The 25702-nt window shown below is 34.2% G+C and carries 36 protein-coding genes; 30 read left to right on the forward strand and 6 right to left on the reverse strand.

Going from position 1 to position 25702, the window contains the following annotated elements; genetic code table 11:
- The first annotated feature begins 124 nt into the window (after positions 1-124).
- Together HMPREF2642_RS00645 and HMPREF2642_RS00650 are read left to right on the forward strand one after the other, a co-directional pair.
- Positions 125-1375, forward strand: a complete 1251-nt coding sequence (locus HMPREF2642_RS00645; protein ID WP_037549993.1) for a lipid II:glycine glycyltransferase FemX — start codon at positions 125-127, stop codon at positions 1373-1375.
- 91 nt (positions 1376-1466) lie between these two features.
- Complete coding sequence (locus tag HMPREF2642_RS00650) at positions 1467-4646, forward strand: efflux RND transporter permease subunit (protein ID WP_070597529.1); 3180 nt, start codon at positions 1467-1469, stop codon at positions 4644-4646.
- 54 nt (positions 4647-4700) lie between these two features.
- Here HMPREF2642_RS00650 and mspA read toward each other — a convergent pair whose 3' ends face one another.
- Positions 4701-5018, reverse strand: a complete 318-nt coding sequence (mspA, locus tag HMPREF2642_RS00655; protein WP_002432960.1) for a membrane stabilizing protein MspA — start codon at positions 5016-5018, stop codon at positions 4701-4703.
- 194 nt (positions 5019-5212) lie between these two features.
- The gene (locus HMPREF2642_RS11655; protein ID WP_002432795.1) at positions 5213-5377 is read right to left on the reverse strand and encodes an SE1832 family protein; all 165 of its coding nucleotides are present in this window, start codon (positions 5375-5377) and stop codon (positions 5213-5215) included.
- 149 nt (positions 5378-5526) lie between these two features.
- Between HMPREF2642_RS11655 and HMPREF2642_RS00660 the strand changes: the two genes are divergently transcribed.
- Positions 5527-6435, forward strand: coding sequence for an AEC family transporter (locus HMPREF2642_RS00660; RefSeq protein ID WP_002432674.1), 909 nt, complete (start codon positions 5527-5529; stop codon positions 6433-6435).
- Positions 6436-6551: 116 nt separating this feature from the next.
- Here the strand turns inward: HMPREF2642_RS00660 and HMPREF2642_RS00665 are convergent, their stop codons facing one another.
- The 3 genes from HMPREF2642_RS00665 to HMPREF2642_RS00675 form a co-directional block, all read right to left on the reverse strand.
- On the reverse strand, positions 6552-7343 hold the full coding sequence (locus HMPREF2642_RS00665; RefSeq protein WP_002469711.1) for a glucose 1-dehydrogenase: 792 nt from the start codon (positions 7341-7343) through the stop codon (positions 6552-6554).
- Positions 7344-7362: 19 nt separating this feature from the next.
- Entirely contained in the window at positions 7363-8226 is an 864-nt protein-coding gene (locus HMPREF2642_RS00670) for a GRP family sugar transporter (RefSeq protein WP_047796573.1), read from the reverse strand.
- 247 nt (positions 8227-8473) lie between these two features.
- Positions 8474-9358 (reverse strand): GNAT family N-acetyltransferase, encoded by an 885-nt coding sequence (locus HMPREF2642_RS00675; protein ID WP_049428259.1) that lies wholly within the window; start codon positions 9356-9358, stop codon positions 8474-8476.
- A 221-nt stretch (positions 9359-9579) separates the two neighbouring features.
- Here HMPREF2642_RS00675 and HMPREF2642_RS00680 point away from each other — a divergent pair, with 221 nt between their 5' ends.
- Both HMPREF2642_RS00680 and HMPREF2642_RS00685 read left to right on the forward strand, forming a co-directional pair.
- On the forward strand, positions 9580-11715 hold the full coding sequence (locus tag HMPREF2642_RS00680) for a DNA topoisomerase III (RefSeq protein ID WP_049428256.1): 2136 nt from the start codon (positions 9580-9582) through the stop codon (positions 11713-11715).
- 111 nt (positions 11716-11826) lie between these two features.
- Positions 11827-13161, forward strand: a complete 1335-nt coding sequence (locus HMPREF2642_RS00685) for an NCS2 family permease (protein ID WP_002432350.1) — start codon at positions 11827-11829, stop codon at positions 13159-13161.
- A gap of 55 nt (positions 13162-13216) precedes the next feature.
- Here HMPREF2642_RS00685 and HMPREF2642_RS00690 read toward each other — a convergent pair whose 3' ends face one another.
- Positions 13217-13624, reverse strand: coding sequence for a hypothetical protein (locus HMPREF2642_RS00690; RefSeq protein WP_049428254.1), 408 nt, complete (start codon positions 13622-13624; stop codon positions 13217-13219).
- Positions 13625-13977: 353 nt separating this feature from the next.
- Between HMPREF2642_RS00690 and rpsJ the strand changes: the two genes are divergently transcribed.
- The 25 genes from rpsJ (at position 13978) to rpmJ (ending at position 25697) form a co-directional block, all read left to right on the forward strand.
- A complete protein-coding gene (gene rpsJ, locus HMPREF2642_RS00695) occupies positions 13978-14286 on the forward strand; it encodes a 30S ribosomal protein S10 (protein WP_001118667.1) in 309 nt (102 codons plus the stop codon).
- Between the two features lie 27 nt (positions 14287-14313).
- Complete coding sequence (rplC, locus tag HMPREF2642_RS00700; protein WP_002453788.1) at positions 14314-14976, forward strand: 50S ribosomal protein L3; 663 nt, start codon at positions 14314-14316, stop codon at positions 14974-14976.
- A 29-nt stretch (positions 14977-15005) separates the two neighbouring features.
- Entirely contained in the window at positions 15006-15629 is a 624-nt protein-coding gene (rplD, locus tag HMPREF2642_RS00705) for a 50S ribosomal protein L4 (protein WP_002432772.1), read from the forward strand.
- A complete protein-coding gene (gene rplW / locus HMPREF2642_RS00710; RefSeq protein WP_002432715.1) occupies positions 15629-15904 on the forward strand; it encodes a 50S ribosomal protein L23 in 276 nt (91 codons plus the stop codon). The genes rplD and rplW overlap by 1 nt, the downstream gene beginning before the upstream one ends.
- Positions 15905-15935: 31 nt before the next feature.
- The gene (rplB, locus tag HMPREF2642_RS00715; RefSeq protein ID WP_002432890.1) at positions 15936-16769 is read left to right on the forward strand and encodes a 50S ribosomal protein L2; all 834 of its coding nucleotides are present in this window, start codon (positions 15936-15938) and stop codon (positions 16767-16769) included.
- 67 nt (positions 16770-16836) lie between these two features.
- Positions 16837-17115 carry a 30S ribosomal protein S19 gene (gene rpsS / locus HMPREF2642_RS00720; RefSeq protein WP_001829710.1) on the forward strand — a complete coding sequence of 93 codons (279 nt, stop codon included), beginning with the start codon at positions 16837-16839 and terminating at the stop codon, positions 17113-17115.
- Between the two features lie 27 nt (positions 17116-17142).
- Positions 17143-17496: a 50S ribosomal protein L22 gene (rplV, locus tag HMPREF2642_RS00725; protein ID WP_002432623.1), complete on the forward strand. Its 354-nt coding sequence runs from the start codon at positions 17143-17145 to the stop codon at positions 17494-17496.
- 23 nt (positions 17497-17519) lie between these two features.
- Entirely contained in the window at positions 17520-18173 is a 654-nt protein-coding gene (gene rpsC / locus HMPREF2642_RS00730; protein WP_002432339.1) for a 30S ribosomal protein S3, read from the forward strand.
- Between the two features lie 2 nt (positions 18174-18175).
- Complete coding sequence (rplP, locus tag HMPREF2642_RS00735; RefSeq protein WP_002432945.1) at positions 18176-18610, forward strand: 50S ribosomal protein L16; 435 nt, start codon at positions 18176-18178, stop codon at positions 18608-18610.
- Complete coding sequence (gene rpmC / locus HMPREF2642_RS00740; RefSeq protein WP_000644737.1) at positions 18600-18809, forward strand: 50S ribosomal protein L29; 210 nt, start codon at positions 18600-18602, stop codon at positions 18807-18809. Before rplP ends, rpmC begins: the two co-directional genes overlap by 11 nt.
- 24 nt (positions 18810-18833) lie before the next feature.
- Complete coding sequence (gene rpsQ / locus HMPREF2642_RS00745; protein WP_002432741.1) at positions 18834-19097, forward strand: 30S ribosomal protein S17; 264 nt, start codon at positions 18834-18836, stop codon at positions 19095-19097.
- Between the two features lie 30 nt (positions 19098-19127).
- Entirely contained in the window at positions 19128-19496 is a 369-nt protein-coding gene (gene rplN / locus HMPREF2642_RS00750) for a 50S ribosomal protein L14 (RefSeq protein ID WP_002432661.1), read from the forward strand.
- Positions 19497-19536: 40 nt separating this feature from the next.
- On the forward strand, positions 19537-19854 hold the full coding sequence (gene rplX, locus HMPREF2642_RS00755) for a 50S ribosomal protein L24 (RefSeq protein WP_002432326.1): 318 nt from the start codon (positions 19537-19539) through the stop codon (positions 19852-19854).
- Positions 19855-19879: 25 nt separating this feature from the next.
- Positions 19880-20419, forward strand: a complete 540-nt coding sequence (rplE, locus tag HMPREF2642_RS00760) for a 50S ribosomal protein L5 (protein ID WP_002432757.1) — start codon at positions 19880-19882, stop codon at positions 20417-20419.
- A 23-nt stretch (positions 20420-20442) separates the two neighbouring features.
- Entirely contained in the window at positions 20443-20628 is a 186-nt protein-coding gene (locus tag HMPREF2642_RS00765) for a type Z 30S ribosomal protein S14 (protein WP_001829713.1), read from the forward strand.
- 31 nt (positions 20629-20659) lie between these two features.
- Positions 20660-21058: a 30S ribosomal protein S8 gene (rpsH, locus tag HMPREF2642_RS00770; protein ID WP_002432853.1), complete on the forward strand. Its 399-nt coding sequence runs from the start codon at positions 20660-20662 to the stop codon at positions 21056-21058.
- Positions 21059-21083: 25 nt separating this feature from the next.
- The gene (rplF, locus tag HMPREF2642_RS00775; protein WP_002432506.1) at positions 21084-21620 is read left to right on the forward strand and encodes a 50S ribosomal protein L6; all 537 of its coding nucleotides are present in this window, start codon (positions 21084-21086) and stop codon (positions 21618-21620) included.
- A 31-nt stretch (positions 21621-21651) separates the two neighbouring features.
- Positions 21652-22014, forward strand: coding sequence for a 50S ribosomal protein L18 (gene rplR, locus HMPREF2642_RS00780; RefSeq protein WP_002432656.1), 363 nt, complete (start codon positions 21652-21654; stop codon positions 22012-22014).
- A 20-nt stretch (positions 22015-22034) separates the two neighbouring features.
- Positions 22035-22535 carry a 30S ribosomal protein S5 gene (rpsE, locus tag HMPREF2642_RS00785; protein WP_070597532.1) on the forward strand — a complete coding sequence of 167 codons (501 nt, stop codon included), beginning with the start codon at positions 22035-22037 and terminating at the stop codon, positions 22533-22535.
- A gap of 16 nt (positions 22536-22551) precedes the next feature.
- Complete coding sequence (rpmD, locus tag HMPREF2642_RS00790; RefSeq protein ID WP_002432330.1) at positions 22552-22731, forward strand: 50S ribosomal protein L30; 180 nt, start codon at positions 22552-22554, stop codon at positions 22729-22731.
- 16 nt (positions 22732-22747) lie between these two features.
- The gene (gene rplO, locus HMPREF2642_RS00795; RefSeq protein WP_001829796.1) at positions 22748-23188 is read left to right on the forward strand and encodes a 50S ribosomal protein L15; all 441 of its coding nucleotides are present in this window, start codon (positions 22748-22750) and stop codon (positions 23186-23188) included.
- Positions 23188-24480 (forward strand): preprotein translocase subunit SecY, encoded by a 1293-nt coding sequence (secY, locus tag HMPREF2642_RS00800; protein WP_002432720.1) that lies wholly within the window; start codon positions 23188-23190, stop codon positions 24478-24480. Before rplO ends, secY begins: the two co-directional genes overlap by 1 nt.
- A gap of 17 nt (positions 24481-24497) precedes the next feature.
- Positions 24498-25145, forward strand: coding sequence for an adenylate kinase (locus tag HMPREF2642_RS00805; protein ID WP_002432905.1), 648 nt, complete (start codon positions 24498-24500; stop codon positions 25143-25145).
- Between the two features lie 188 nt (positions 25146-25333).
- Positions 25334-25552, forward strand: coding sequence for a translation initiation factor IF-1 (gene infA / locus HMPREF2642_RS00810; protein ID WP_001829792.1), 219 nt, complete (start codon positions 25334-25336; stop codon positions 25550-25552).
- Between the two features lie 31 nt (positions 25553-25583).
- Positions 25584-25697: a 50S ribosomal protein L36 gene (rpmJ, locus tag HMPREF2642_RS00815; RefSeq protein WP_001829709.1), complete on the forward strand. Its 114-nt coding sequence runs from the start codon at positions 25584-25586 to the stop codon at positions 25695-25697.
- Positions 25698-25702 lie beyond the last annotated feature (5 nt).

Raw genomic sequence — 25702 nt, forward strand, 5'->3', positions numbered from 1 at the left:
TCATCATTATAACAAGCAACACTGTATAGACATAACTAAAAGGTTTATAACGTCCTTAATCGACAGTATCAAGGTTAGGATGTATAATTAAAATTACTGTAAAATAAAGGAGATATTATAAAGCATGGAAAAGATGAATATCACTAATCAAGAACATGACGCATTTGTAAAATCTCATCCAAATGGCGACTTACTGCAATTATCTAAATGGGCAGATACTAAGAAATTAACTGGATGGTACTCAAGACGAATTGCGGTTGGTGAAAATGGTGAAATTAAAGGTGTAGGACAATTACTATTCAAAAAAATACCTAAATTACCATTCACTTTATGCTATATATCAAGAGGTTTTGTAACTGATTATAATAATAAAGAAGCTTTAGAGACACTGTTGGAAATTGCTAAACAGGTAGCTAAAGAAGAGAAAGCTTATGCAATCAAAATTGATCCTGACGTTGAGGTTGATAAAGGCGCAGAGGCTTTAAAAAACCTTCGTGATTTAGGATTTAAACATAAAGGGTTCAAAGAAGGATTATCAAAGGATTATATCCAACCTAGAATGACAATGATTACGCCTATCGATAAATCTGACGATGAACTTATCCAAAGTTTTGAACGACGCAATCGTTCTAAAGTACGTTTAGCACTTAAACGAGGTACTAAAGTTGAACGTACTGGACGTGAGGGCTTAAAAACTTTCGCTAATTTGATGAAAATTACAGGTGAACGAGATGGGTTCTTAACGCGTGATATTAGTTACTTTGAAAATATTTATGATGCATTACATGAAGATGGAGATGCAGAACTTTTCTTAGTGAAATTAGAACCTAAGCCAGTTTTAGAACAAGTTAATAAAGACTTAGATAATCTTTCAAAAGAAAAAGAAAAGCTACAACAGAAAAAGCAAGACAAAAAAACATTAAATAAAATAAACGATGCTGAAAATAAAATTAAGAAAACGCATGAACTAAAAGTGAATTTAACAGAGCTTGAAAAAGAACATCCAAATGGCATCTATTTATCGGGTGCATTATTGATGTTCGCAGGTAATAAGTCATATTATCTATATGGTGCCTCTTCAAATGATTTCCGTGATTTCTTACCAAATCATCATATGCAATTCGAAATGATGAAGTATGCTCGAGAGCACGGTGCTACCACGTATGATTTTGGTGGAACTGATAATAATCCAGATAAAGATTCAGAACATTATGGATTATGGGCATTTAAGCGTGTTTGGGGCACATACTTAAGTGAAAAAATAGGTGAATTTGATTATGTCCTTAATCAACCGCTATATCAATTGATTGAACAAGTAAAACCTCGTTTAACTAAGGCTAAGATTAAATTATCACGTAAACTAAAAGGTAAATAATGCAACAAAAATCTGAACGCTTCTGTGACTCAACTAGATCGTTCAGATTTTTTTACTAAATATAATTTTTAATATAGAAGGGAATACTAGAATGATTAAAAAATTATTACAGTTCTCGCTAGGTAATAAATTCGCTATATTTTTAATGGTTGTTTTAGTCATCTTAGGCGGGATTTATTCGAGTGCAAAATTAAAACTCGAACTTTTACCAGATGTTGAGAATCCGATGATTTCTGTTCAAACTACTATGCCTGGTGCTACCCCTCAATCAACTGAAGATGAAATTAGTAGGAAAATAGATAATCAAGTACGTTCCTTGGCTTATGTAAAGAGTGTGAAGACAGAATCCATACAGAATGCATCAATTGTAACAGTTGAATATAATGATGGCACAGATATGGATAAAGCTGAAGAACAACTAAAAAAAGAAATTGATAAAATTAAATTTAAAGACGGAGTGGGAGATCCGGAATTAACTCGAAACTCTATGGATGCCTTTCCAATCGTTGCATATTCATTTACAAGTAATAAACATGACTTAAAAGATGTAACTAAAGAGCTTAATCAACAACTTATCCCTAAATTACAAACGATTAATGGTGTTCAAAATGCTCAATTAAATGGTCAAACTAATCGTGAAGTAACACTTAAATTTAAGCAAGATGCTCTAGATGATAAAGGGTTAACTGCTGATGATGTCGAAAATTACATAAAAACTGCTACTCGTGAAACACCGTTAGGGTTATTCCAATTTGGTAAAACTGATAAATCGCTTGTCGTTGACGGTCAATTTAAATCAGTTAATGCTTTAAAAAATCTAAAGATTCCTTTATCTATAGCAGGACAAGGCAATCAAAGTAGTGATGATTCTAATAATAGTAGCGATTCTGATAATGAGAGCTTAATGCCTAAAGAAAATTCCAACTCTTCGCAATCAGGATCAAAAATGGCAAGTAGTAATGGGAAAATGCCATCAGTAAGCTTAAAAGACTTAGCTGACATTTCTGTAGGAGATAATCGAACTTCAATATCTAAAACGAATGGTAAAGACGCAGTTAACTTACAAATTATGAAATCTCAAGATGCTAATACTGTTCAAGTTGCCAAAGAAGTCCAGAAAAAAGTAGATGAATTTGTTAAGAATAATAAGGTTATGACATCAACGAAGACGATGGATACAGCTAAACCCATTGAAGATTCCCTTTATACCATGGTAGAAAAAGCAGCTCTAGGTACGATTGTAGCTATTATAGTAATTCTTCTATTCTTACGTAATATTAGAACAACAGCTATTTCAGTAGTATCAATCCCATTGTCCATTCTAATAGCCATGGTGGCTTTAAAGTTAAGTAATGTATCATTAAATATTCTGACATTAGGTGCATTAACTGTCGCAATAGGACGTGTGATTGATGACTCTATCGTCGTAGTTGAAAATATTTATCGTAGACTATCAGATTCCAATGAGACAATGCAAGGTGAAAATTTAATAATAAATGCGACAACTGAAGTATTTAAACCTATCATGTCCTCTACTTTAGTGACAATTGTCGTATTTTTACCACTTGTCTTTGTATCAGGTTCCGTCGGTGAAATGTTTAGACCATTTGCGCTGGCAATCACATTTAGTCTTTTAGCGTCACTCCTTGTTTCCATTACAGTTGTGCCGGCTTTAGGTTCTACACTTTTCAGAAAAGGTGTGAAAACGAAGCGTCAGCGTGAAGGTTTAGGTGTGATTAGCAAAGAATATAGACGAATACTAAAATGGTCACTCAATCATAAATGGATAGTCATTGTGATTAGTATAGTGATTCTGATTGGTAGTATTGGGTTAGGTGCGACAACATTAGGAACAAGCTATATTTCATCGGGAGATAATAAATTCTTAGCATTAACTTATACGCCCAAACCCGGCGAAACTGAAAAGTCAGTTTTAAATCATGCGAAGGAAGTACAAAAATACTTAGATAGTAAAGATAAAGTTCAAACCGTACAATATTCTGTTGGAGGACCGACACCTCAAGATCCAACAGGTAGCACAAATAGTATGGCAATTATGGTTAAATATGATTCAAATACACCTCACTTTGATGAGGAACCAGATAAAGTGCTTAAACACATTGAGACGTTTAAGCAACCAGGAGATTGGAAAAATCAGGATTTAGGAACTGGTGCAGGTAATGATTCAATAGAAGTGACTGTAAAAGGTCCTTCACCAGAAGCAATTAAAGATACGGTTGAAAATATCGAGAAGAAAATGAAAAATATTGATGGTATCGTAAATGTTAAATCCGATTTATCACAAACATATGATCAATATGAAATTAAAGTAGATCAGAATAAGGCTGCAGATAATGGTATTTCGGCAAGTCAATTAGCTATGAATCTTAATGAGAACTTGCCTGAAAAGACAATTACTACAGTTAAAGATAAAGGCAAGAAAATTGATGTTAAAGTTAAACAGAATAAGCAAACTGATTGGTCTCCGAAGAAACTGAATAATATAGAATTGAAAAAACCAACAGGTGGAACAATTAAATTAAGTAAAATAGCTTCATTACAGAAAACTACGACACCAAGTAAGTTAACGCAAGAAGATGGAGACTATGCAACGACTGTGACAGGTAAAGTTTCTGATAAAGATGTCGGAGGTAAGTCTCGCGAAGTCATGTCTCAACTAAATGATATTCATAAACCGAACAACGTTAAAATGAATGTTGGTGGTGCGACAGATGATATTAATACGGCGATGTCTCAATTAGCTATAGCTATGTTAGCTGCTATTATTATTGTTTATTTAATACTTGTCATTACTTTCAAAGGTGGCCTAGCTCCATTTACAATACTCTTCTCATTACCATTTACTGTTGTAGGTGTTGTATTGGCTCTTGTTATAACTGGCGAAACAATTTCCGTACCAAGTTTAATTGGTATGTTGATGCTTATAGGTATTGTGGTAACTAACGCAATAGTCTTAATTGACCGAGTAATAAACAATGAGAAGAATGGTTTGGAAATGAAAGAAGCATTGATTGAAGCGGGTGGCACTCGTATCAGACCTATTTTAATGACTGCAATAGCAACAATTGGTGCATTAATTCCATTATTATTTGGTCAAGATAGTTCAATTCTTATTTCAAAAGGATTGGCAGCTACTGTAATAGGCGGTTTAGTTTCTTCAACAATATTGACACTCATCGTCGTTCCAGTTATTTACGAAATCTTGTTCACCCTAAAGAATAAACTTTCTAGAAAATGGAATAATAAATAGAAAAAATCGACTTAGGCATCCTCATATTATAGCCTAAGTCGATTTTCATATTTTTTAATATAAAAATAGCGTTAAAATTACATAAATTACTATCAAAATAATTGAAATGATATTTAAAATGTTAACACCTTTTTTATCGCCTTTAAGTTCTTTAAAGCCTGTAACCTCAATGTTACCAACTAGGAGTAATAACACGATAAATACCCACCAATTTTCTTTCGGAAATTGTAGCGTCGTAATCGCAACGACGAACAATAATAAAATACCCATAATAATTCTTAAAATTCTCGTGAAAATCGAGTGCATTTTAAAAATACTAATATATGCGACAATTAAGTATAAAATGGGCAACAAAATTAGATAAAATTGCATCTGGGACATCCTTTCTTTTACGAATTATATATTAGCACGTTCAAAAATTGATGACTAGGATGTTTAATAATTCATATGTAAGTTAATTTGAATATGCTCATTGTCAATAAATGATTAAAGAAAAGTCTTGTTCTCATTTATGTCTAACATTTAATTTGTAATAACTAAATTTTAAATTTCTGTCTACCATTAAATTACTCATTCATTTTAGCTCGAATGTCAGAAATTTGTTGTTCAATATCTTCTAGCTGTTTTAGTAGTGGATCAACATTTTGATTAAGCGATTCCTTTTTATCTAAATCATTTTGTAATCGTACATAATCATATTTTAGTTCTGTTAATTTAGATTCTAAATCCATAGAAACAAATCTCCTTTTATCATTGAAATTGTTTAGTAACTATATTTAAATTAGATTATATCACGAAACAAGACGCTTCTAAAAATTGTGAGAAATATGTTAAAGTTATCAACTGTAAAAATGAAAATCCAGAGAAAGAAGGTATAGATGTGACTGAACAATTTGTCATGATTATATTACTTATTGCGCTCGGTTATTTTCTTAAGCGCATTAATTATTTAAAAGCAACTGATAGTCAAGTTCTTTCAACGCTTGTATTAAACGTCACATTACCTTCTCTTGTCATCGTTAACTTAAATAGTGCTGACCTAAATATGTCATTCTCAATCTTACCAATCATGATGATAGTCTATGGTATTGTTGCCAAAATCATTGTGATATGGTTCTTTAGGAAGTATAGTAACCAAATGCGTGGTTCTGTAGGAATGATGACAGGTTCAATGAATATCGGTCTGTTCGCGTATCCTTTAGTTAATGCTATTTGGCCAGAAAAAGGTATGGTATATTTTGGAATGGCTGATATTGGTGGGGCAATGATTATGTTCGGTTTGACATACTTTGTGGGAAGTTATTTCAGTGAAGGTGGAGACCAATTCAATTTTAAATTTTTAGGGAAGAAATTGATTCAGTCTGTACCATTAGTAACATATATCGTTATGTTTACACTAAATATGTCTAATATTCATATATGGAAGCCAGCTATAGACTTCTTCAGCATTCTTTCTAAAGCTAATATGCCATTATCTATGATATTACTAGGTGTTATGTTGAGCTTTAGCATTGATAGAGAATACTTACCTGTAACCATTAAGTATCTTTGCTTACATTATGGTTTAGCTATTGTAGCAGGAACACTTGTACATTTCTTTTTACCGGTATCAGATCCAATGATTAAGACGACGTTATTAATTACGTGGCTCTTACCAGTAGGTGTAGCTATCATACCTTACTCCATTCAATTTAAGTATAAGACGTTGCCATTTGTTGGGATGGTCACTAACTTAACTATAATAATTAGTATTGTTATTCTATATGTTTATCAAGCACTTTTTGTTTAGTTGTTTGTTCATTCATTTTTGAAAAATAAAATCTAATAGCAATGTATGAAAAAAGCACGCGAATGACTTATAAAAAAGTCTTCGCATGCTTTTTTGAGTGTGAATTTTAAAAGGGGTTATCCTTTACCACCCATAAATGCTGGATAATTAGTCATACCACCGTCAACATAAATAGTTGTACCATGAATATAGCTTGCTAAATCAGAGGCTAAAAATAATGCGACGTTTGAAATATCTTGAGCTTCACCAATTTCACGTGCTGGGATCATTTCTAACGTTTCTTCACGTGTTTTAGGATCAGAAAATTTTTCTCGAGTATGTTCAGTGACAATGGCGCCTGGAGAAATATTATTGATACGAATACCATACTGAGCATATTCCATTGACATAGTTTCCATCATTAACTTTAATCCGCCTTTACTTGCAGCGTAATTGACATAGTTAGGCCAAGGAATTGTGTCATGAACGCTTGAGGTATTGATTATGACACCTTTTTTATTTTCTTTAAGAAATTGATTAATCGCCTCACGAGAACCTGTAAATGCACCTGTTAAGTTAATATCTATGACTTTTTGCCATTCAGCATTAGACATTTCATGTGTTGGGATTGGTTTTTCAAAACCAGCATTGTTAATCATAATATCTAATGTACCAAATTGATCAACTGCTGATTGAACAAGATTTTTAACATCTTCTTCTACAGCAACATCACCTTGAACTGCAATAGCTTGTCCGCCAGCATTTTGAATCGTATTTTTTAGTTCATCTATTTCATCTAAATGACGATCAGAGCGATAGTTTAATACTACTTTAGATTTAGCTTTCCCAAAGTTTTCGGCAAATGATTTACCAATGCCACTACCAGCTCCAGTAATAACAACTACTTTGTTTTCTAATTCTTTAAACATTTTACGTCCCCCTAACGTTTTATTTCAAGTTACCTAGAATAATTGATGCGATGATTATCACAATGATACCTGACCATATACCAATCATTTGGCGACGATCTTTTTTCTCACCTAAAATAAAGATACCACCTAAAGTAGAAACGATAACAAGTAATTGTGATAATGAGAAGCTTGTGGCTACACCAACTTTAGGTTGTGAGTAGAACATAAATAAGTTACCAATACCCCATACTACACCAGGTATTAAATTCAATGCAGTAGATTTAATAGAAGTTTGATGATTCATAGAGAGAATAAATCCACCGATGGCCATACCGATTGATTGGAAGAATAGGGCATCAGTACCACTGACTCCGAAAATATCTCCAAGAACAACATAGCCTACGTAACCAATAGTTGAAATAAGCAAGATACCCATTGCTTTTTTGAATTCTGGATTATTGGATGTGCCTTCATTTTTAGCTTTAAGTGATGTTAGAGCAATACCAACCACTAGTAAAACCATTGCGATGAGGCCCATTACAACTTGAACCATGGTACTCCATTCTCCTAAGAAAATGGCACTAAATAGAGTAGTACCAACAAGTTGCATTCCTGTAGAAATAGGCATCGTCTTTGAAACGCCTATTAAGTTGACAGATTTTAACTGATTACCTTGACCAAAGGCCCAAAGCGCACCAGAGATTAAACCTACAATAATAACTGTTAAATTATCAAAAGCAGCATTACCAGTTAGTAGTAAACCGATACCGACAATTAGAGTACCTAAAGTCGTTCCACGGATTTGATTGTAGGGTCCACCACCTACAAACACATTTATAATTACAACACTACCCCAAAACAGGGCTGGTAATAGTGCGATGAGAAAGTCTAAAAATTGCACTTATTACTCACTCTCCTAAAAAACTTTATTAAGTGTACTCTTTAACACTTGAAATTATTCTAAATCAAAAAATTTGATAAGTAAAAAACAAAAACTTACGAATGACAACTCAGAGTAAAAGTTTGAGAAATGTCTAATAAAAAAACCGTAAACTAAGTTAAGTCTATAAACACTCTATGTATACAAGATATTTATAAACAGTCGTTTACGGTTAAAGTATAAAATTAATTATGTGAAAGTGTACTAATCAACTTGAGAAATCCTGGTGCAAATGTCTAGGTTCAAATTTATATTTCTTATATTCATAGTTAATTTGGAAGCCCAACTCGTTGAAACGTTCAACCAATTTGCTATTTTTATTACGTATTTTAAAGTAGACTTTGTGAATAGTATAATGCTCGAAAGCGTATTTCAAAGCATACTCAAGTAAATCAAAAGCAATCCCTTTGAGTCGATAATCCATATGGGAACTAAAGTACTTAATTTCGGCATTGTTGCGTTCAGTATCGACTTGTAAGTATAAATACCCCTTCAATAGACCTTCACTTACAAATATAAATAATCGATTATGTTCATCTAGTGATTCTATAATTTCATCCGGAGTCATTGCGTTATGTTTAAAGGTCATCATATGTAATTTGCTAAATGCACGATAAAAACCTTTTTGATATTCGATGATATTTTGATTATTAAAATGATCTCCAAGGTCTTTTTGTGCTTCCAAATAATAATCAGTAAAATTATAACTAGCATGGATTGTCTTCATATAGGTTTTATATTCTTGTGCACCTTCTTCAAATGAAAAGTTGAATATGGATTCATCCGGTTGTTGTTCTATCAATTTATCAAACAGTAATTTGAATTGATTATCAGTCAAAGTAAAGTCTTGTGCAATAAATGGTCCTATTATTTTGTACCGATGATTATCATATGAGAAAGCAAGTATCAACGCTTGAATTTGATTATTTTCAGTCATTGCAATCACGCCTGGATGAGTAATAGCTTCATTTAATAATGTGTCAAAATCCTCATATTCTTGAGGTAGTTTATATAAATAAGATGTTGATAGGTAACGAGATGAGTCTATAAATGCTTTTATTTCTTGTGGTTCACGCAATTGAACGATATTCATTATTCTACCTCCGCCTCTTATAGTCTTTCTTCAATTATATTATATTTATAGAGAAATGAAAGTTTATCGATAGATACACATGTTACAATATGACTAATACTATTCAATGAATAAGTTTAATTTTGAAAAAATATTTTGAGAGAGTTCTTCTTTACGATTCAAAAATTATTATTGTAAAAATTAAGCTAACGTCAAATTCATTTTCAGAAAGGGAAGTTATCATGAAATCCTTAATATTAGCTGAAAAGCCTTCGGTAGCTCGAGATATAGCTGAGGCATTAAATATCAAGCAGAAAAAGAATGGATATATTGAGAATGAAAAGTATATCGTGACTTGGGCATTAGGCCATTTAGTCACAAATGCAACACCAGAACAATATGATGTTTCATATAAAGAATGGAAACTTGAGGATTTACCTATTATACCTAAACATATGAAGACTATTGTTATTGGTAAAACGAGTAAGCAATTTAAAACTGTAAAATCATTAATAATGGATAAAAAGGTGAACAACATCATTATAGCAACTGATGCGGGGCGAGAAGGGGAACTTGTCGCAAGGCTCATACTTGATAAAGTTGGCAACAAGAAACCAATTCAACGGTTATGGATTAGTTCGGTAACTAAGAAGGCCATTCAGAACGGTTTTAAACATTTAAAAGATGGACGTGCATATCATAGTCTTTATCAGGCAGCATTAGCGAGGAGTGAAGCGGATTGGATTGTAGGAATTAATGCCACACGTGCGCTGACAACAAAGTATGATGCACAATTATCACTAGGACGTGTTCAAACACCAACTATACAATTAGTGCAATCTAGACAGGAAGAAATTAATCATTTCCAACCTGAGAAGTACTATACATTATCAATTAAGGTAGATGGGTACGACTTTCAATTAGATTCAAATAAACGTTATAAAAATAAAGAAGGTTTAGAAGCACTTGCACAACAAGTAAAAAACCAAGAAGGCAAAATATTAGATATAAAAACTAAGCATAAGAAAATGTACCCACAAATGTTATATAATTTAACGGATTTACAACAAGACGCGTATCGACGTTTTAAAATGGGACCGAAGGACACGTTAAATACATTACAAAACTTATATGAAAGACATAAAATTGTGACGTATCCACGTACTGACTCTAATTATTTAACGAATGATATGGTGGATACGATTAAGGAACGTTTACAAGCCTTACTCGCTACTGAATATAAAGCCCATGTGCGAGAACTTATGAGTCAGTCATTTTCACCTAAAATGAATATATTTAATGATGGAAAAGTATCAGATCACCATGCCATTATACCTACGGAAGTAAGACCATCACTTGATCAACTCAGTCAACGAGAATTAAAAATTTATACAATTATTGTTCAAAGATTTTTAGAAACTTTAATGAAACCTTACGAATATGAAAATGTTGTGATTAACTTTGGTATAAAAGATTTAATCTTTACATTGAAAGAAAACATTCCTAAACAATTAGGTTTTAAGGCACTTAAAGAAGAGGAATTACGTCAAACATCATCACATCGATTTACTAAAAATCTTAAGTTCAAAGTTCAAAAAGTGAATATTCATGAACATGAAACGAAAGCACCTGATTATTTTAATGAAGGTTCTCTATTAAAAGCGATGGAAAATCCACAAAATTATATTAATTTTAGTAATAAAAAGTATGCTCAAACTCTTAAACAAACTGGAGGAATAGGGACAGTTGCAACTCGTGCAGACATTATTGATAAGCTTTTTAATATGAATGCACTTGAATCAAGAGATGGTAAAATCAAAGTTACATCTAAAGGTAAACAAATTTTAGAGTTATCGCCTGATCAATTAACATCACCTCTTTTAACTGCTCAGTGGGAAGAAAAGTTGATTCTTATTGAACAAGGGAAATATAACTCTCAGAAATTCATGAACGAAATGAGAGACTTCACTAAACAAATTGTAGACAAAATTAAAAATAGTGAACAAAAATATAAACATGATAATTTAACTACGACCGAATGTCCTACATGTGGTAAGTTCATGATCAAAGTAAAAACTAAAAATGGTCAAATGCTTGTATGCCAAGACCCCTCTTGTAAAACTAAGAAAAATGTTCAACGTAAAACGAATGCGCGTTGTCCTAATTGTAAGAAGAAAATGACTTTATTTGGAAGAGGGAAAGAGGCAGTATACAGATGTGTTTGTGGTCATTCTGAAACACAAGCTCAAATGAATAAGCGTATGAAAGAGAAAACTAACGGTAAAGTTTCACGTAAAGAAATGAAGAAATATATGAATAATACAGAAGAGATAGATAATAATCCATTTAAAGACGCTTTAAAAAATTTAAAACTTTAAAAAATAGCGAACGAAAAAATATAAATATAACCAAAGGTTCGTTTTTGGTATTGTTTTTTGTGAATTTAGGTATTAAAATATTAAAGTATTTCAAATAAAGGAGCATTTACCGTGAAAAAATACTTTCAGTTCGATAAGCATGGAACAAATTATAGAAATGAAATTTTAGGTGGTATCACGACGTTTTTATCTATGGCTTATATCCTTGCCGTAAATCCTCAAGTTTTAAGTTTGGCTGGGGTAAAAGGTGTTTCTAGCGATATGAAAATGGACCAAGGAGCAATTTTTGTTGCCACTGCATTAGCTGCTTTCGTTGGTTCTTTATTTATGGGACTTATCGCTAAATATCCAATAGCCTTAGCGCCAGGAATGGGATTAAATGCTTTCTTCGCATTTACTGTTGTGCTTACAATGGGAATTCCATGGAAAGTAGGTTTAACCGGCGTACTTTTCTCTGGGGTGTTCTTTGCTATCTTAACTGCCACAGGATTAAGGGAAATCATTATTAATGCTATACCTTATCAGATGAAAATGGCTGTTTCAGCAGGTATAGGATTGTTTATCACCTTTGTAGGACTTCAAAGTTCTGGAATCATTATTAAAAATGATTCAACACTTGTTACACTTGGTCACTTAACTAAAGCGCCAGTATTATTAGCGATATTTGGAATTATAATTACTGTTATTTTATACGCTAAAAAAGTACCAGGTTCTATATTTATAGGGATGATTATTACAGCGATTGTAGGTATGATTACAGGTCAAATCCATACTCCATCAGGAATTGTAGGTCATATTCCTAGTATTAAACCAACTTTTGGTGTAGCGTTTGAATCATTTAAAGATCCTGGTCAATTATTCACAGTTCAATTTTTAATCGTCATTTTAACATTTTTATTCATTGACTTCTTTGATACGGCAGGTACACTTGTAGCTGTTGCAACACAAGCTGGTATCATGAAAGATAATAAATTACCTAGAGCAGGAAGAGCGCTTTTCTCAGATTCACTTGCTACGATTGTGGGAGCAATTTTTGGTACAACAACTACTACTTCATACATAGAATCTACATCAGGTGTAGCGGTAGGTGCCCGTACAGGTTTTGCTAGTATTGTAACTGGTATTTGTTTCTTACTTGCACTATTCTTTAGTCCACTTATCGAAGTGGTTACAAGTGCTGTGACTACGCCTGCTTTAGTAGTTGTAGGTGTGTTAATGGCTTCTAACTTTGCTGAAATCAATTGGAAGCGATTTGAAGTTGCGGTTCCTGCATTTATTACCATTATTATGATGCCTTTATCATATTCAATTGCTACAGGTATTGCGTGTGGATTTATATTCTATCCACTTACAATGGTTATCACCAAAAGACATAAAGAAGTACATCCTATTATGTATGTACTCATGGCATTATTTATACTTTACTTTGTGTTTGTTCATAAATAATAAAAAAGGTCGACCCATATATGGGCCGACCTTTTTCTACTATTATAAGTGATATTTATCTATGAATTTCTTCTTTTTCTCTATTATCGTTCTTATATTGAGTGTAGATTACTCGAGCATCTTTATTTGGTAGATAAGTTGGAGCAGATAAAACAATGAATACAAAAAATATCATTAAGAAGAATAAAATCCAATGTACTACCATACCAACTACTGGGATAAATGCAATAAATGATCCTACGATACCTAAAATCGGTATAATAACCATTGGTTTAATAGAATTTTGAGTATCTACAAGTAAGATAATTGTAATAATAAGATAGAGAAAAGCATTAAGTAATAATGGTTGCCAACCAAAACTTAAAATGACACTACCACCTAAAAAAGGAATCCCATAGAAAAATTCACAAACGATAAGGAAAACCCCTGAAATTGCTAAAGTCATTTTAACTCCGTTTTTCATCTAATCACTCCTATTCTCTTCCTATTATATTAAAGCTAACGTTATAAATATATTAATATGTTTCCGTTTAGGAAATGAACTAAAATAAAAGTAAAAAATTTCAATAAAACGGTTGAACATGCTCTTTATTTCAAGTACAATAATCAAGTATGTGTTAGACAGATATATAGAAAGTTGCTGAAAAACCTTGATTTATCGGTGTTTTTCATGTAACATATCTAATGTTGGACTTTATGAAAAGCGATGAAGCGAAAGGTTACTGACACACCCGGCCGCTTTGCCATGGCGTTGTGTGAGATAGTTTTCGTGGAGAAGTCTATCACTTAAATGTAGACGAACAAGGAGGGAAAATTATGGCAAAACAAAAAATCAGAATCAGATTAAAAGCTTATGATCACCGTGTGATTGATCAATCAGCAGAGAAAATTGTTGAAACTGCAAAACGTTCTGGTGCAGATGTTTCTGGACCAATTCCGTTACCAACTGAAAAATCAGTTTATACAATCATTCGTGCCGTGCATAAGTACAAAGATTCTCGTGAACAATTCGAACAACGTACTCACAAACGTTTAATCGATATTGTTAACCCAACACCTAAAACAGTTGATGCTCTTATGGGCTTAAACTTACCTTCAGGTGTAGACATCGAAATTAAATTATAATAGAAATTTTTAGGAGGTGGACTTTCGATGACCAAAGGAATCTTAGGAAGAAAAATCGGGATGACACAAGTTTTCGGTGAAAACGGTGAATTAATCCCAGTAACAGTAGTAGAAGCAAGCCAAAACGTTGTATTACAAAAGAAAACTGAAGAAGTTGACGGTTACAACGCAATCCAAGTTGGATTTGAAGACAAACAAGCATATAAAAAAGGTTCTAAATCTAATAAATATGCAAATAAGCCAGCTGAAGGTCACGCTAAAAAAGCTGACACAGCACCTAAGCGCTTCATTCGTGAATTCCGCAACGTTAACGTTGACGAATACGAAGTAGGTCAAGAAGTCTCAGTTGATACATTTGAAACTGGTGACATCATTGATGTTACAGGTGTTTCAAAAGGTAAAGGTTTCCAAGGTGCTATCAAACGTCATGGTCAAGCACGTGGACCAATGGGTCACGGTTCTCATTTCCACAGAGCGCCAGGTTCTGTAGGTATGGCTTCAGACGCTTCAAGAGTATTTAAAGGACAAAAAATGCCAGGTCGCATGGGTGGAAACACTGTAACTGTTCAAAACTTAGAAGTCGTTCAAGTAGACACTGACAATAGCGTAATTTTAGTTAAAGGTAACGTACCTGGACCTAAAAAAGGCTTAGTAGAAATCACAACTTCAATTAAAAAAGGTAATAAATAATTCAAGAAGCGAAAGGAGGAAATTGCATAATGGCTAATTATGATGTTTTAAAAGTAGACGGATCTAAATCTGGTTCAGTTGAATTAAGCGATTCAGTATTCGCTATTGAACCTAATAATAGCGTTCTTTTCGAAGCTATTAACTTACAACGTGCGTCATTACGCCAAGGTACACACGCTGTTAAAAATCGTTCAGCTGTACGTGGTGGCGGACGTAAACCATGGAGACAAAAAGGAACAGGTCGTGCACGTCAAGGTACAATCCGTGCTCCACAATGGCGCGGTGGTGGTATCGTATTCGGACCAACTCCAAGAAGTTATTCATACAAAATGCCTAAGAAAATGCGTCGTTTAGCTTTACGTTCTGCATTATCTTTCAAAGTTCAAGAAAATGGATTTACAGTTGTTGATTCTTTCGGTTTTGACGCTCCAAAAACAAAAGAATTCAAAAATGTTTTATCTACTCTTGAACAACCAAAAAAAGTTTTAGTTGTTACTGAAGACGAAGATGTAAATGTTGAATTATCAGCACGCAACATCCCTGGAGTACAAGTTTCAACTGCACAAGGATTAAACGTTTTAGATATTACAAGCGCTGACAGTGTAGTAATCACTGAAGCTGCTGCTAAAAAAGTTGAGGAGGTGCTCGGATAATGGAAGCAAGAGATATTCTTAAGCGCCCCGTAATCACTGAGAAATCTTCAGAAGCTATGGCAGAAGATAAATATACTTTCGACGTTGATACTCGTGTTAATAAAACACAAGTCAAAATTGCTGTAGAAGAAATCTTCGATGTAAAAGTTGAAAGTGTTAATATCATGAACTATAAACCTAAGAAAAAACGTATGGGCCGTTATCAAGGCTATACAAATAAAAGAAGAAAAGCGATTGTTAAATTAAAAGAAGGTTCAATCGACTTATTTAACTAAAAATAAATTACCAATAAGGAGGTAAGCGACAATGGCTCTTAAAAAATATAAGCCAATAACAAATGGTCGTCGTAATATGACTACTTTGGATTTCGCAGAAATCACAAAGACAACACCTGAAAAGTCATTATTACAACCGCTACCGAAAAGAGCGGGACGTAACAACCAAGGTAAATTGACTGTTCGCCATCATGGTGGAGGACATAAACGTCAATACCGTGTTATCGATTTCAAACGTAATAAAGATGGAATCACTGCTAAAGTAGATTCAATTCAATATGATCCAAACCGTTCAGCAAACATTGCTTTATTAGTATATGCTGATGGTGAAAAACGCTATATCATCGCACCTAAAGGATTACAAGTAGGTCAAACTGTTGAAAGTGGTTCAGAAGCTGATATTAAAGTAGGTAATGCTTTACCACTACAAGACATTCCAGTTGGTACTGTAATTCATAACATTGAGTTAAAACCAGGAAAAGGTGGACAACTTGCTCGTTCAGCTGGTGCTAGCTCACAAGTATTAGGTAAAGAAGGTAAATATGTATTAATCAGATTAAGATCTGGTGAAGTACGTATGATCTTATCTACTTGCCGTGCTACTATCGGTCAAGTTGGTAACTTACAACATGAACTTGTTAACGTTGGTAAAGCTGGACGTTCTAGATGGAAAGGCGTTCGCCCAACAGTTCGTGGTTCTGTTATGAACCCTAACGATCACCCACACGGTGGTGGTGAAGGTCGTGCACCAATCGGTAGACCATCTCCAATGTCACCATGGGGTAAACCAACTCTTGGTAAGAAAACACGTCGTGGTAAAAAATCATCAGACAAACTTATCGTTCGTGGACGTAAGAGAAAATAATAATAACAACTTATTTGGGTGTGCGGCTTAAAAGCTGCACGCACACAATAAGAAGGGAGGCGCCCAAATGGCTCGTAGTATTAAAAAAGGACCTTTCGTCGATGATCACTTAATGAAAAAAGTAGAAGCACAAGACGGAAGTGAAAAGAAACAAGTAATTAAAACATGGTCTCGTCGTTCTACAATTTTCCCTAACTTCATCGGTCATACTTTTGCAGTATACGATGGACGTAAACATGTACCTGTATATGTAACAGAAGATATGGTAGGTCACAAATTAGGTGAATTTGCTCCTACTCGTACATTTAAAGGACATGCTGCAGACGACAAGAAAACTAGAAGATAATTTTAATAAGTAGAGGAGGAAATCCTAATGGAAGCAAAAGCGGTTGCTAGAACAATAAGAATCGCACCTCGTAAAGTAAGATTAGTTCTTGACTTAATCAGAGGTAAAAATGCTGCTGAAGCTATTGCTATTTTAAAATTAACTAACAAAGCTTCATCACCAGTAATCGAAAAAGTATTAATGTCCGCTTTAGCAAATGCAGAGCATAACTATGACATGAACACTGATGAATTAGTTATCAAAGAGGCATATGCAAATGAAGGACCAACTTTAAAACGTTTCCGCCCACGTGCACAAGGTCGTGCAAGTGCAATTAATAAACGTACAAGCCACATTACAATCGTCGTAAGTGACGGTAAAGAAGAAGCTAAAGAAGCTTAATAACTTTCTAAGGAGGGAATACTGTGGGTCAAAAAATTAATCCAATCGGACTTCGTGTCGGAGTTATCCGTGACTGGGAAGCGAAATGGTATGCTGAAAAAGACTTCGCTTCATTATTACACGAAGATTTAAAAATCCGTAAATTTATTGATAAAGAACTTAAAGAAGCATCAGTTTCTCATGTAGACATTGAACGTGCTGCTAACCGTATCAACATTGCTATTCACACTGGTAAACCAGGTATGGTAATTGGTAAAGGCGGTTCAGAAATTGAAAAACTTCGTAATAAATTAAACGCTTTAACAGATAAAAAAGTACACATTAACGTAATTGAAATCAAAAAAGTTGATATTGATGCTCGTTTAGTAGCTGAAAATATCGCACGTCAATTAGAAAATCGTGCTTCATTCCGTCGTGTACAAAAACAAGCTATAACAAGAGCTATGAAACTTGGTGCTAAAGGTATCAAAACTCAAGTATCAGGTCGTTTAGGCGGAGCTGACATCGCTCGTGCTGAACAATATTCAGAAGGAACTGTTCCACTTCATACTTTACGTGCTGACATCGATTACGCACACGCTGAAGCCGACACTACTTATGGTAAATTAGGCGTTAAAGTATGGATTTATCGTGGAGAAGTTCTTCCTACTAAGAACACTAGTGAAGGAGGAAAATAATAATGTTACTACCAAAACGTGTAAAATATCGTCGTCAACATCGTCCAAAAACAACTGGTCGTTCTAAAGGCGGTAACTACGTAACATTTGGTGAGTATGGTTTACAAGCAACTACAACGTCTTGGATCACATCTCGTCAAATCGAATCTGCTCGTATTGCAATGACACGTTACATGAAACGTGGCGGGAAAGTTTGGATTAAAATCTTCCCTCATACACCGTATACTAAAAAACCTTTAGAAGTACGTATGGGTGCCGGTAAAGGTGCGGTTGAAGGCTGGATTGCAGTCGTTAAACCTGGTAGAATCTTATTCGAAGTAGCTGGTGTATCTGAAGAAGTTGCACGTGAAGCATTACGTTTAGCAAGTCACAAACTTCCAGTAAAAACTAAGTTTGTAAAACGTGAAGAATTGGGTGGTGAAACAAATGAAAGCTAAGGAAATTAGAGACTTAACCACTTCAGAAATCGAAGAACAAATCAAATCTTCAAAAGAAGAGCTTTTTAACCTACGCTTTCAGTTAGCTACAGGTCAATTAGAAGAAACTGCACGTATTCGCACAGTAAGAAAAACGATTGCACGTCTAAAAACTGTTGCTCGTGAAAGAGAAATTGAACAAAGTAAGGCTAATCAATAATAATTGAAAGAGGAGGTTACGAAAGTGAGCGAAAGAAACGATCGTAAAGTTTATGTAGGTAGAGTTGTTTCAGACAAAATGGACAAAACTATTACAGTTCTTGTAGAAACTTACAAAACTCACAAATTATACGGTAAACGAGTAAAATACTCTAAAAAATACAAAACTCATGATGAAAACAATTCAGCTAAATTAGGAGACATTGTTAAAATTCAAGAAACTCGTCCTTTATCAGCAACAAAACGTTTTCGTTTAGTAGAAATTGTTGAAGAGTCAGTAATTATTTAATCAAGATTAGAGATAAGGGAGGTTTAACGAATGATCCAACAAGAAACACGTTTAAAAGTAGCAGACAACTCTGGTGCTCGTGAAGTTCTTACAATTAAAGTATTAGGTGGATCTGGTCGCAAAACAGCGAATATCGGTGATATCATCGTATGTACTGTTAAAAATGCAACACCAGGTGGCGTTGTTAAAAAAGGCGACGTTGTAAAAGCTGTTGTAGTTCGTACTAAATCAGGTGTTCGCCGTAACGACGGTTCATATATCAAATTTGATGAAAATGCATGTGTTATCATCCGTGATGACAAAGGCCCACGTGGTACTCGTATCTTTGGTCCTGTTGCTCGTGAACTACGTGAAGGTAACTTCATGAAAATCGTATCATTAGCACCAGAAGTACTATAATACAAAAATTACCAATCATACTATTTAAGGAGGTGCCCACATGCATATCAAAAAAGGTGACAACGTAAAAGTTATCGCAGGTAAAGACAAAGGTAAAGAAGGTAAAGTTGTAGCGACTGAACCTAAAAAAGACCGTGTCGTTGTGGAAGGTGTTAACGTAATTAAAAAACACCAAAAACCAACTCAATTAAATCCTGAAGGTGGAATCTTAGAAACAGAGGCAGCAATCCATGTTTCTAACGTACAATTATTAGACCCTAAAACAAACGAACCTACAAGAGTAGGATACAAAATTGTTGATGGTAAAAAAGTTCGCGTCGCTAAAAAATCAGGCGAAGAAATCAAATCTAATAATTAATAACTAGTTGAAAGGAGGATCCACTTTGAACCGTTTAAAAGAAAAGTATAACTCTGAAGTTACTGAGAACTTAGTAAAAAAATTCAACTATAGTTCAGTAATGGAAGTACCTAAAATCGAAAAAATCGTAGTGAACATGGGTGTAGGTGACGCAGTTCAAAACTCTAAAGTATTAGATAATGCTGTAGAAGAGTTAGAATTAATTACTGGTCAAAAACCATTAGTAACTAAAGCAAAAAAATCAGTTGCAACATTCCGTTTACGTGAAGGTATGCCAATCGGTGCTAAAGTAACACTTCGCGGTGAAAGAATGTATGAATTCTTAGATAAACTTATTGCAGTATCATTACCTCGTGTACGTGACTTCCAAGGCGTTTCTAAAACAGCTTTTGATGGACGCGGTAACTACACTTTAGGTGTTAAAGAACAATTAATTTTCCCTGAAATTGATTATGATAAAGTAAGTAAAGTTAGAGGAATGGATATTGTTATCGTAACAACTGCTAATACTGACGAGGAAGCTCGTGAGTTATTATCAAACTTCGGTATGCCATTTCGTAAATAATCTCTAAAAAGGAGGCTAATTAAGTGGCTAAAACTTCAATGGTTGCTAAGCAACAAAAAAAACAAAAATTCGCTGTACGTGAATATACTCGTTGTGAACGCTGTGGTCGTCCACATTCTGTATATCGTAAATTTAAATTATGCCGTATTTGTTTCCGTGAATTAGCTTACAAAGGCCAAATTCCTGGCGTACGTAAAGCTAGCTGGTAATAATTAAGAGTCTGAAAGGAGGCAACAATCAATGACAATGACAGATCCAATCGCAGATATGCTTACTCGTGTTAGAAATGCAAACATGGTTCGTCACGAGAAGTTAGAATTACCTGCATCTAATATTAAAAAAGAAATCGCTGAAATCTTAAAAAATGAAGGTTTCATTAAAAACGTTGAATACGTAGAAGACGATAAACAAGGTGTTATTCGTTTATTCTTAAAATATGGTCAAAACAATGAACGTGTTATCACAGGATTAAAACGTATCTCTAAACCTGGTTTACGTGTATATGCTAAAGCTAACGAAGTACCTAAAGTATTAAACGGTTTAGGTATTGCATTAGTCTCAACTTCTGAAGGTGTTATCACTGATAAAGAAGCTAGAAAACGTAACGTAGGTGGAGAAATTATCGCGTACGTTTGGTAATTAATTAATAAGGAGGTGCCATAACATGAGTCGTGTTGGTAAGAAAATTATTAACATTCCTAGTGACGTAACAGTAACTTTTGATAATAATCATGTAACTGTTAAAGGTCCAAAAGGTGAATTAGAAAGAACTTTAAATGAAAGAATGACATTCAAACAAGAAGAAAACACAATCGAAGTTGTAAGACCTTCTGATTCTAAAGAAGATAGAACAGACCATGGTACAACTCGTGCTTTATTAAATAATATGGTACTAGGTGTTTCTCAAGGTTTCGAAAAATCACTTGAACTTGTTGGTGTCGGTTACCGTGCGCAAATGCAAGGTAATGACTTAGTACTAAATGTTGGTTATTCTCACCCAGTTGAAATTAAAGCTGAAGACGGTATTACTTTTGCTGTTGAGAAAAACACAACTGTTAAAGTATCTGGTGTTTCTAAAGAACAAGTTGGTGCGATTGCATCTAACATCCGTTCAGTAAGACCTCCAGAACCTTATAAAGGTAAAGGTATTCGTTACCAAGGTGAATATGTTCGCCGTAAAGAAGGTAAAACTGGTAAATAATAGATAACACTCTAAAGAAAGGAGTATTGAAATGATCAGTAAAATTGATAAAAATAAAGTACGTTTGAAAAGACATGCTCGTGTTCGTACTAAATTATCAGGTACAGCTGAAAAGCCACGTTTAAATGTGTATCGTTCAAACAAACACATCTACGCTCAAATTATTGATGATGTTAAAGGCGAAACTTTAGCTCAAGCTTCATCACAAGATAAAGACATTGCAAACGAATCTGCGTCTAAAGTTGATTTATCAACTAAAGTAGGTCAAACAATTGCTAAAAAAGCAAACGATAAAGGTATTAAAGAAATCGTATTCGACCGTGGAGGTTATTTATACCACGGACGTGTTAAAGCATTAGCAGATGCTGCTAGAGAAAGCGGATTAGAATTTTAATTTAAAGGAGGGACACATTCATGGCTCGTAGAGAAGAAGAAACTAAAGAATTTGAAGAACGCGTTGTTACGATAAACCGTGTTGCTAAAGTAGTAAAAGGTGGTCGTCGTTTCCGTTTCACTGCATTAGTAGTTGTAGGTGATAAAAATGGTCGTGTAGGTTTCGGTACTGGTAAAGCTCAAGAGGTACCTGAAGCTATCAAAAAAGCTGTAGAATCAGCTAAAAAAGATTTAGTAGTTGTTCCACGTGTTGAAGGTACAACTCCTCACACTATTACTGGTCACTATGGTTCAGGTAGCGTATTAATGAAACCAGCTGCACCTGGTACTGGGGTAATCGCTGGTGGACCTGTTCGTGCGGTATTAGAGTTAGCTGGAATCACTGATATCTTAAGTAAATCATTAGGATCAAATACTCCAATTAACATGGTTCGTGCGACAATCAATGGTTTACAAAACTTAAAAAATGCAGAAGATGTTGCTAAATTACGTGGCAAATCTGTAGAAGAATTATACAATTAAGGAGGGAAAATAAGTTATGGCTAAATTACAAATTACCCTCACTCGTAGTGTTATTGGTCGTCCTGAAACACAACGTAAAACTGTTGAAGCATTAGGTCTTAAAAAAACTAATAGTTCAGTAGTTGTTGAAGATAACCCTGCTATCCGTGGGCAAATCAACAAAGTTAAACATTTATTAACAATTGAAGAAAAATAATTAAGGAGGTGCCGAAATGAAATTACATGAGTTAAAAGCAGCTGAAGGATCACGTCGTGTACGTAACCGTGTAGGTCGTGGTGCTGCAACTGGTAACGGTAAAACTAGTGGCCGTGGTCAAAAAGGTCAAAAAGCACGTTCAGGTGGTAAAGTAAGACCAGGATTTGAAGGTGGACAATTACCTCTATTCCGTCGTTTACCTAAACGTGGTTTCACTAACATTAACCGTAAAGAATATGCTATTGTTAACTTAGACCAACTTAATAAATTTGAAGATGGTACTGAAGTAACTCCAGCTTTATTGGTAGAATCTGGTGTAGTTAAGAATGAAAAATCTGGTATTAAAGTACTAGGTAATGGTTCACTTGATAAGAAATTAACAGTGAAAGCTCATAAATTCTCAGCTTCAGCAGCAGAAGCTATTGATGCTAAAGGTGGAGCACACGAGGTGATCTAATGTTTCAAACGCTTGTGCGTTTCTTTACAACTAAAGAAGTGCGTAACAAGATTTTCTTCACTCTAGCAATGTTAGTAATTTTTAAAATAGGAACGTATATTCCTGCTCCAGGTGTAAATCCTGAAGCATTTAACCATCCACAGGGTTCTCAAGGTGCCACTGAGTTATTAAATACTTTTGGTGGCGGTGCCTTGAAACGTTTCTCTATCTTTGCGATGGGTATTATGCCCTATATCACCGCATCCATTGTAATGCAATTATTGCAAATGGATATTGTGCCTAAGTTCTCTGAATGGGCTAAGCAAGGTGAAATGGGTCGAAGAAAAATTAATAATGTAACACGTTATTTCGCTATTATTCTAGCTTTTATCCAATCAATAGGCATGGCTTTCCAATTTAACAATTATCTTGGTGGCAAATTGATTATGGATAAATCAATTATGAGTTATTTATTGATTGCAGTTGTTTTAACAGCAGGAACAGCTTTCTTAATTTGGCTTGGTGACCAAATCACTCAGTTTGGTGTTGGTAATGGTATTTCTCTTATCATCTTTGCTGGGATTTTATCTACATTGCCATCTAGTATAGAACAATTTGGCCAATCTTTATTTGTTGGTCAAGATGATACTTCACTAGCATGGTTAAAAATTGCTGGCTTAATCGTAGCATTAATCTTACTAACGGTTGGTGCTATATTCGTACTTGAAGCTAAGCGTAAAATTCCAATTCAATATGCAAAGAAACAATCTACTCAACGATTAGGTACACAAGCAACTTATCTACCTTTAAAAGTTAACTCAGCCGGGGTTATTCCAGTAATCTTTGCGATGGCGTTTTTCTTATTACCAAGAACGTTGACTTTATTCTTCCCTAAAGCTGAATGGGCACAGAATATTGCGGACACTGCTAATCCATCAAGTAATATTGGAATGATCGTTTATATTGTATTAATTATTGCTTTTGCATATTTTTATGCATTTGTTCAAGTTAATCCTGAAAAGATGGCTGATAACCTTAAAAAGCAAGGTAGTTATGTCCCAGGTATAAGACCTGGTGAACAAACCAAAAAATATATTACTAAAGTTCTTTACAGACTGACATTTGTAGGTTCTATATTCCTAGCAGTTATAGCTATTTTACCTATAGTAGCAACTAAATTTATGGGCTTACCACAATCAATTCAAATTGGTGGTACGAGCTTATTAATTGTTATCGGGGTAGCTATTGAAACTATGAAGACATTAGAAGCTCAAGTGACTCAAAAAGAGTACAAAGGCTTTGGTGGTAGATAATTTGTAGGAGGGCACTTATGAATATCATTTTAATGGGTTTACCTGGCGCAGGTAAAGGAACTCAAGCGAGTGAAATTGTTAAGAAATTCCCAATACCACATATTTCTACTGGTGACATGTTCAGAAAAGCGATTAAAGATGAAACTGATTTAGGTAAAGAAGCTAAATCATATATGGATCGTGGAGAATTAGTTCCTGATGAAGTTACTGTAGGTATCGTTAAAGAAAGAATTTCTGAAGACGATGCAAAAAAAGGATTCTTACTAGATGGATTCCCTCGAACTATCGAACAAGCTGAGGCATTAAATAGTATTATGTCTGAGCTTGATAGAGAAATTGATGCAGTTATCAATATCGAAGTTCCTGAGGAAGAACTTATGAATCGTCTTACAGGTCGTCGTATTTGTGAGAAATGTGGTACAACTTATCATCTTGTATTTAATCCTCCAAAAGTTGACGGTATTTGCGATATCGATGGTGGAAAGTTATATCAACGAGAAGATGACAATCCAGAAACAGTATCAAATCGTTTGAGCGTTAATGTAAAACAATCTAAACCTATTTTAGAGTATTACAATGAAAAAGGTGTCTTGAAAAACATTGATGGTTCAAAAGATATTGAAGAAGTAACCAACGATGTCATTGATATCTTAGATCATTTATAATAGATCAACACTATACGGTCTATTGCTTAGTGAATATTTGAGTAAAATTTAATAGAATGAGTGACAAATAACGATTTTTAATTCCCGTATTTTTGTTAAACTTATATTAATTAGTCACGAATAGATTCGTATCGTTAAGTTGTCTATTGACGATTACCTTACTATTGCAAAAAGGGGGAAGTTAATCAATGGCTAAACAAGATGTAATTGAATTAGAAGGTACTGTATTAGATACTTTACCAAATGCAATGTTTAAAGTAGAATTAGAAAATGGTCATGAGATTTTAGCGCACGTAAGTGGTAAAATCAGAATGAATTACATTCGTATTCTACCTGGCGACAAAGTAACTGTTGAGATGTCTCCGTATGATTTATCACGCGGTAGAATTACTTATCGTTATAAATAATCGTCACTCCATAATATAGGGAGGTATAAAAATGAAAGTAAGACCATCAGTAAAACCAATTTGCGAAAAATGCAAAGTCATTAAACGTAAAGGTAAAGTAATGGTAATTTGTGATAATCCTAAGCACAAACAAAGACAAGGTTAATAAAA

Source organism: Staphylococcus sp. HMSC055A09, from assembly GCF_001809655.1.
Classification (GTDB): domain Bacteria; phylum Bacillota; class Bacilli; order Staphylococcales; family Staphylococcaceae; genus Staphylococcus; species Staphylococcus capitis.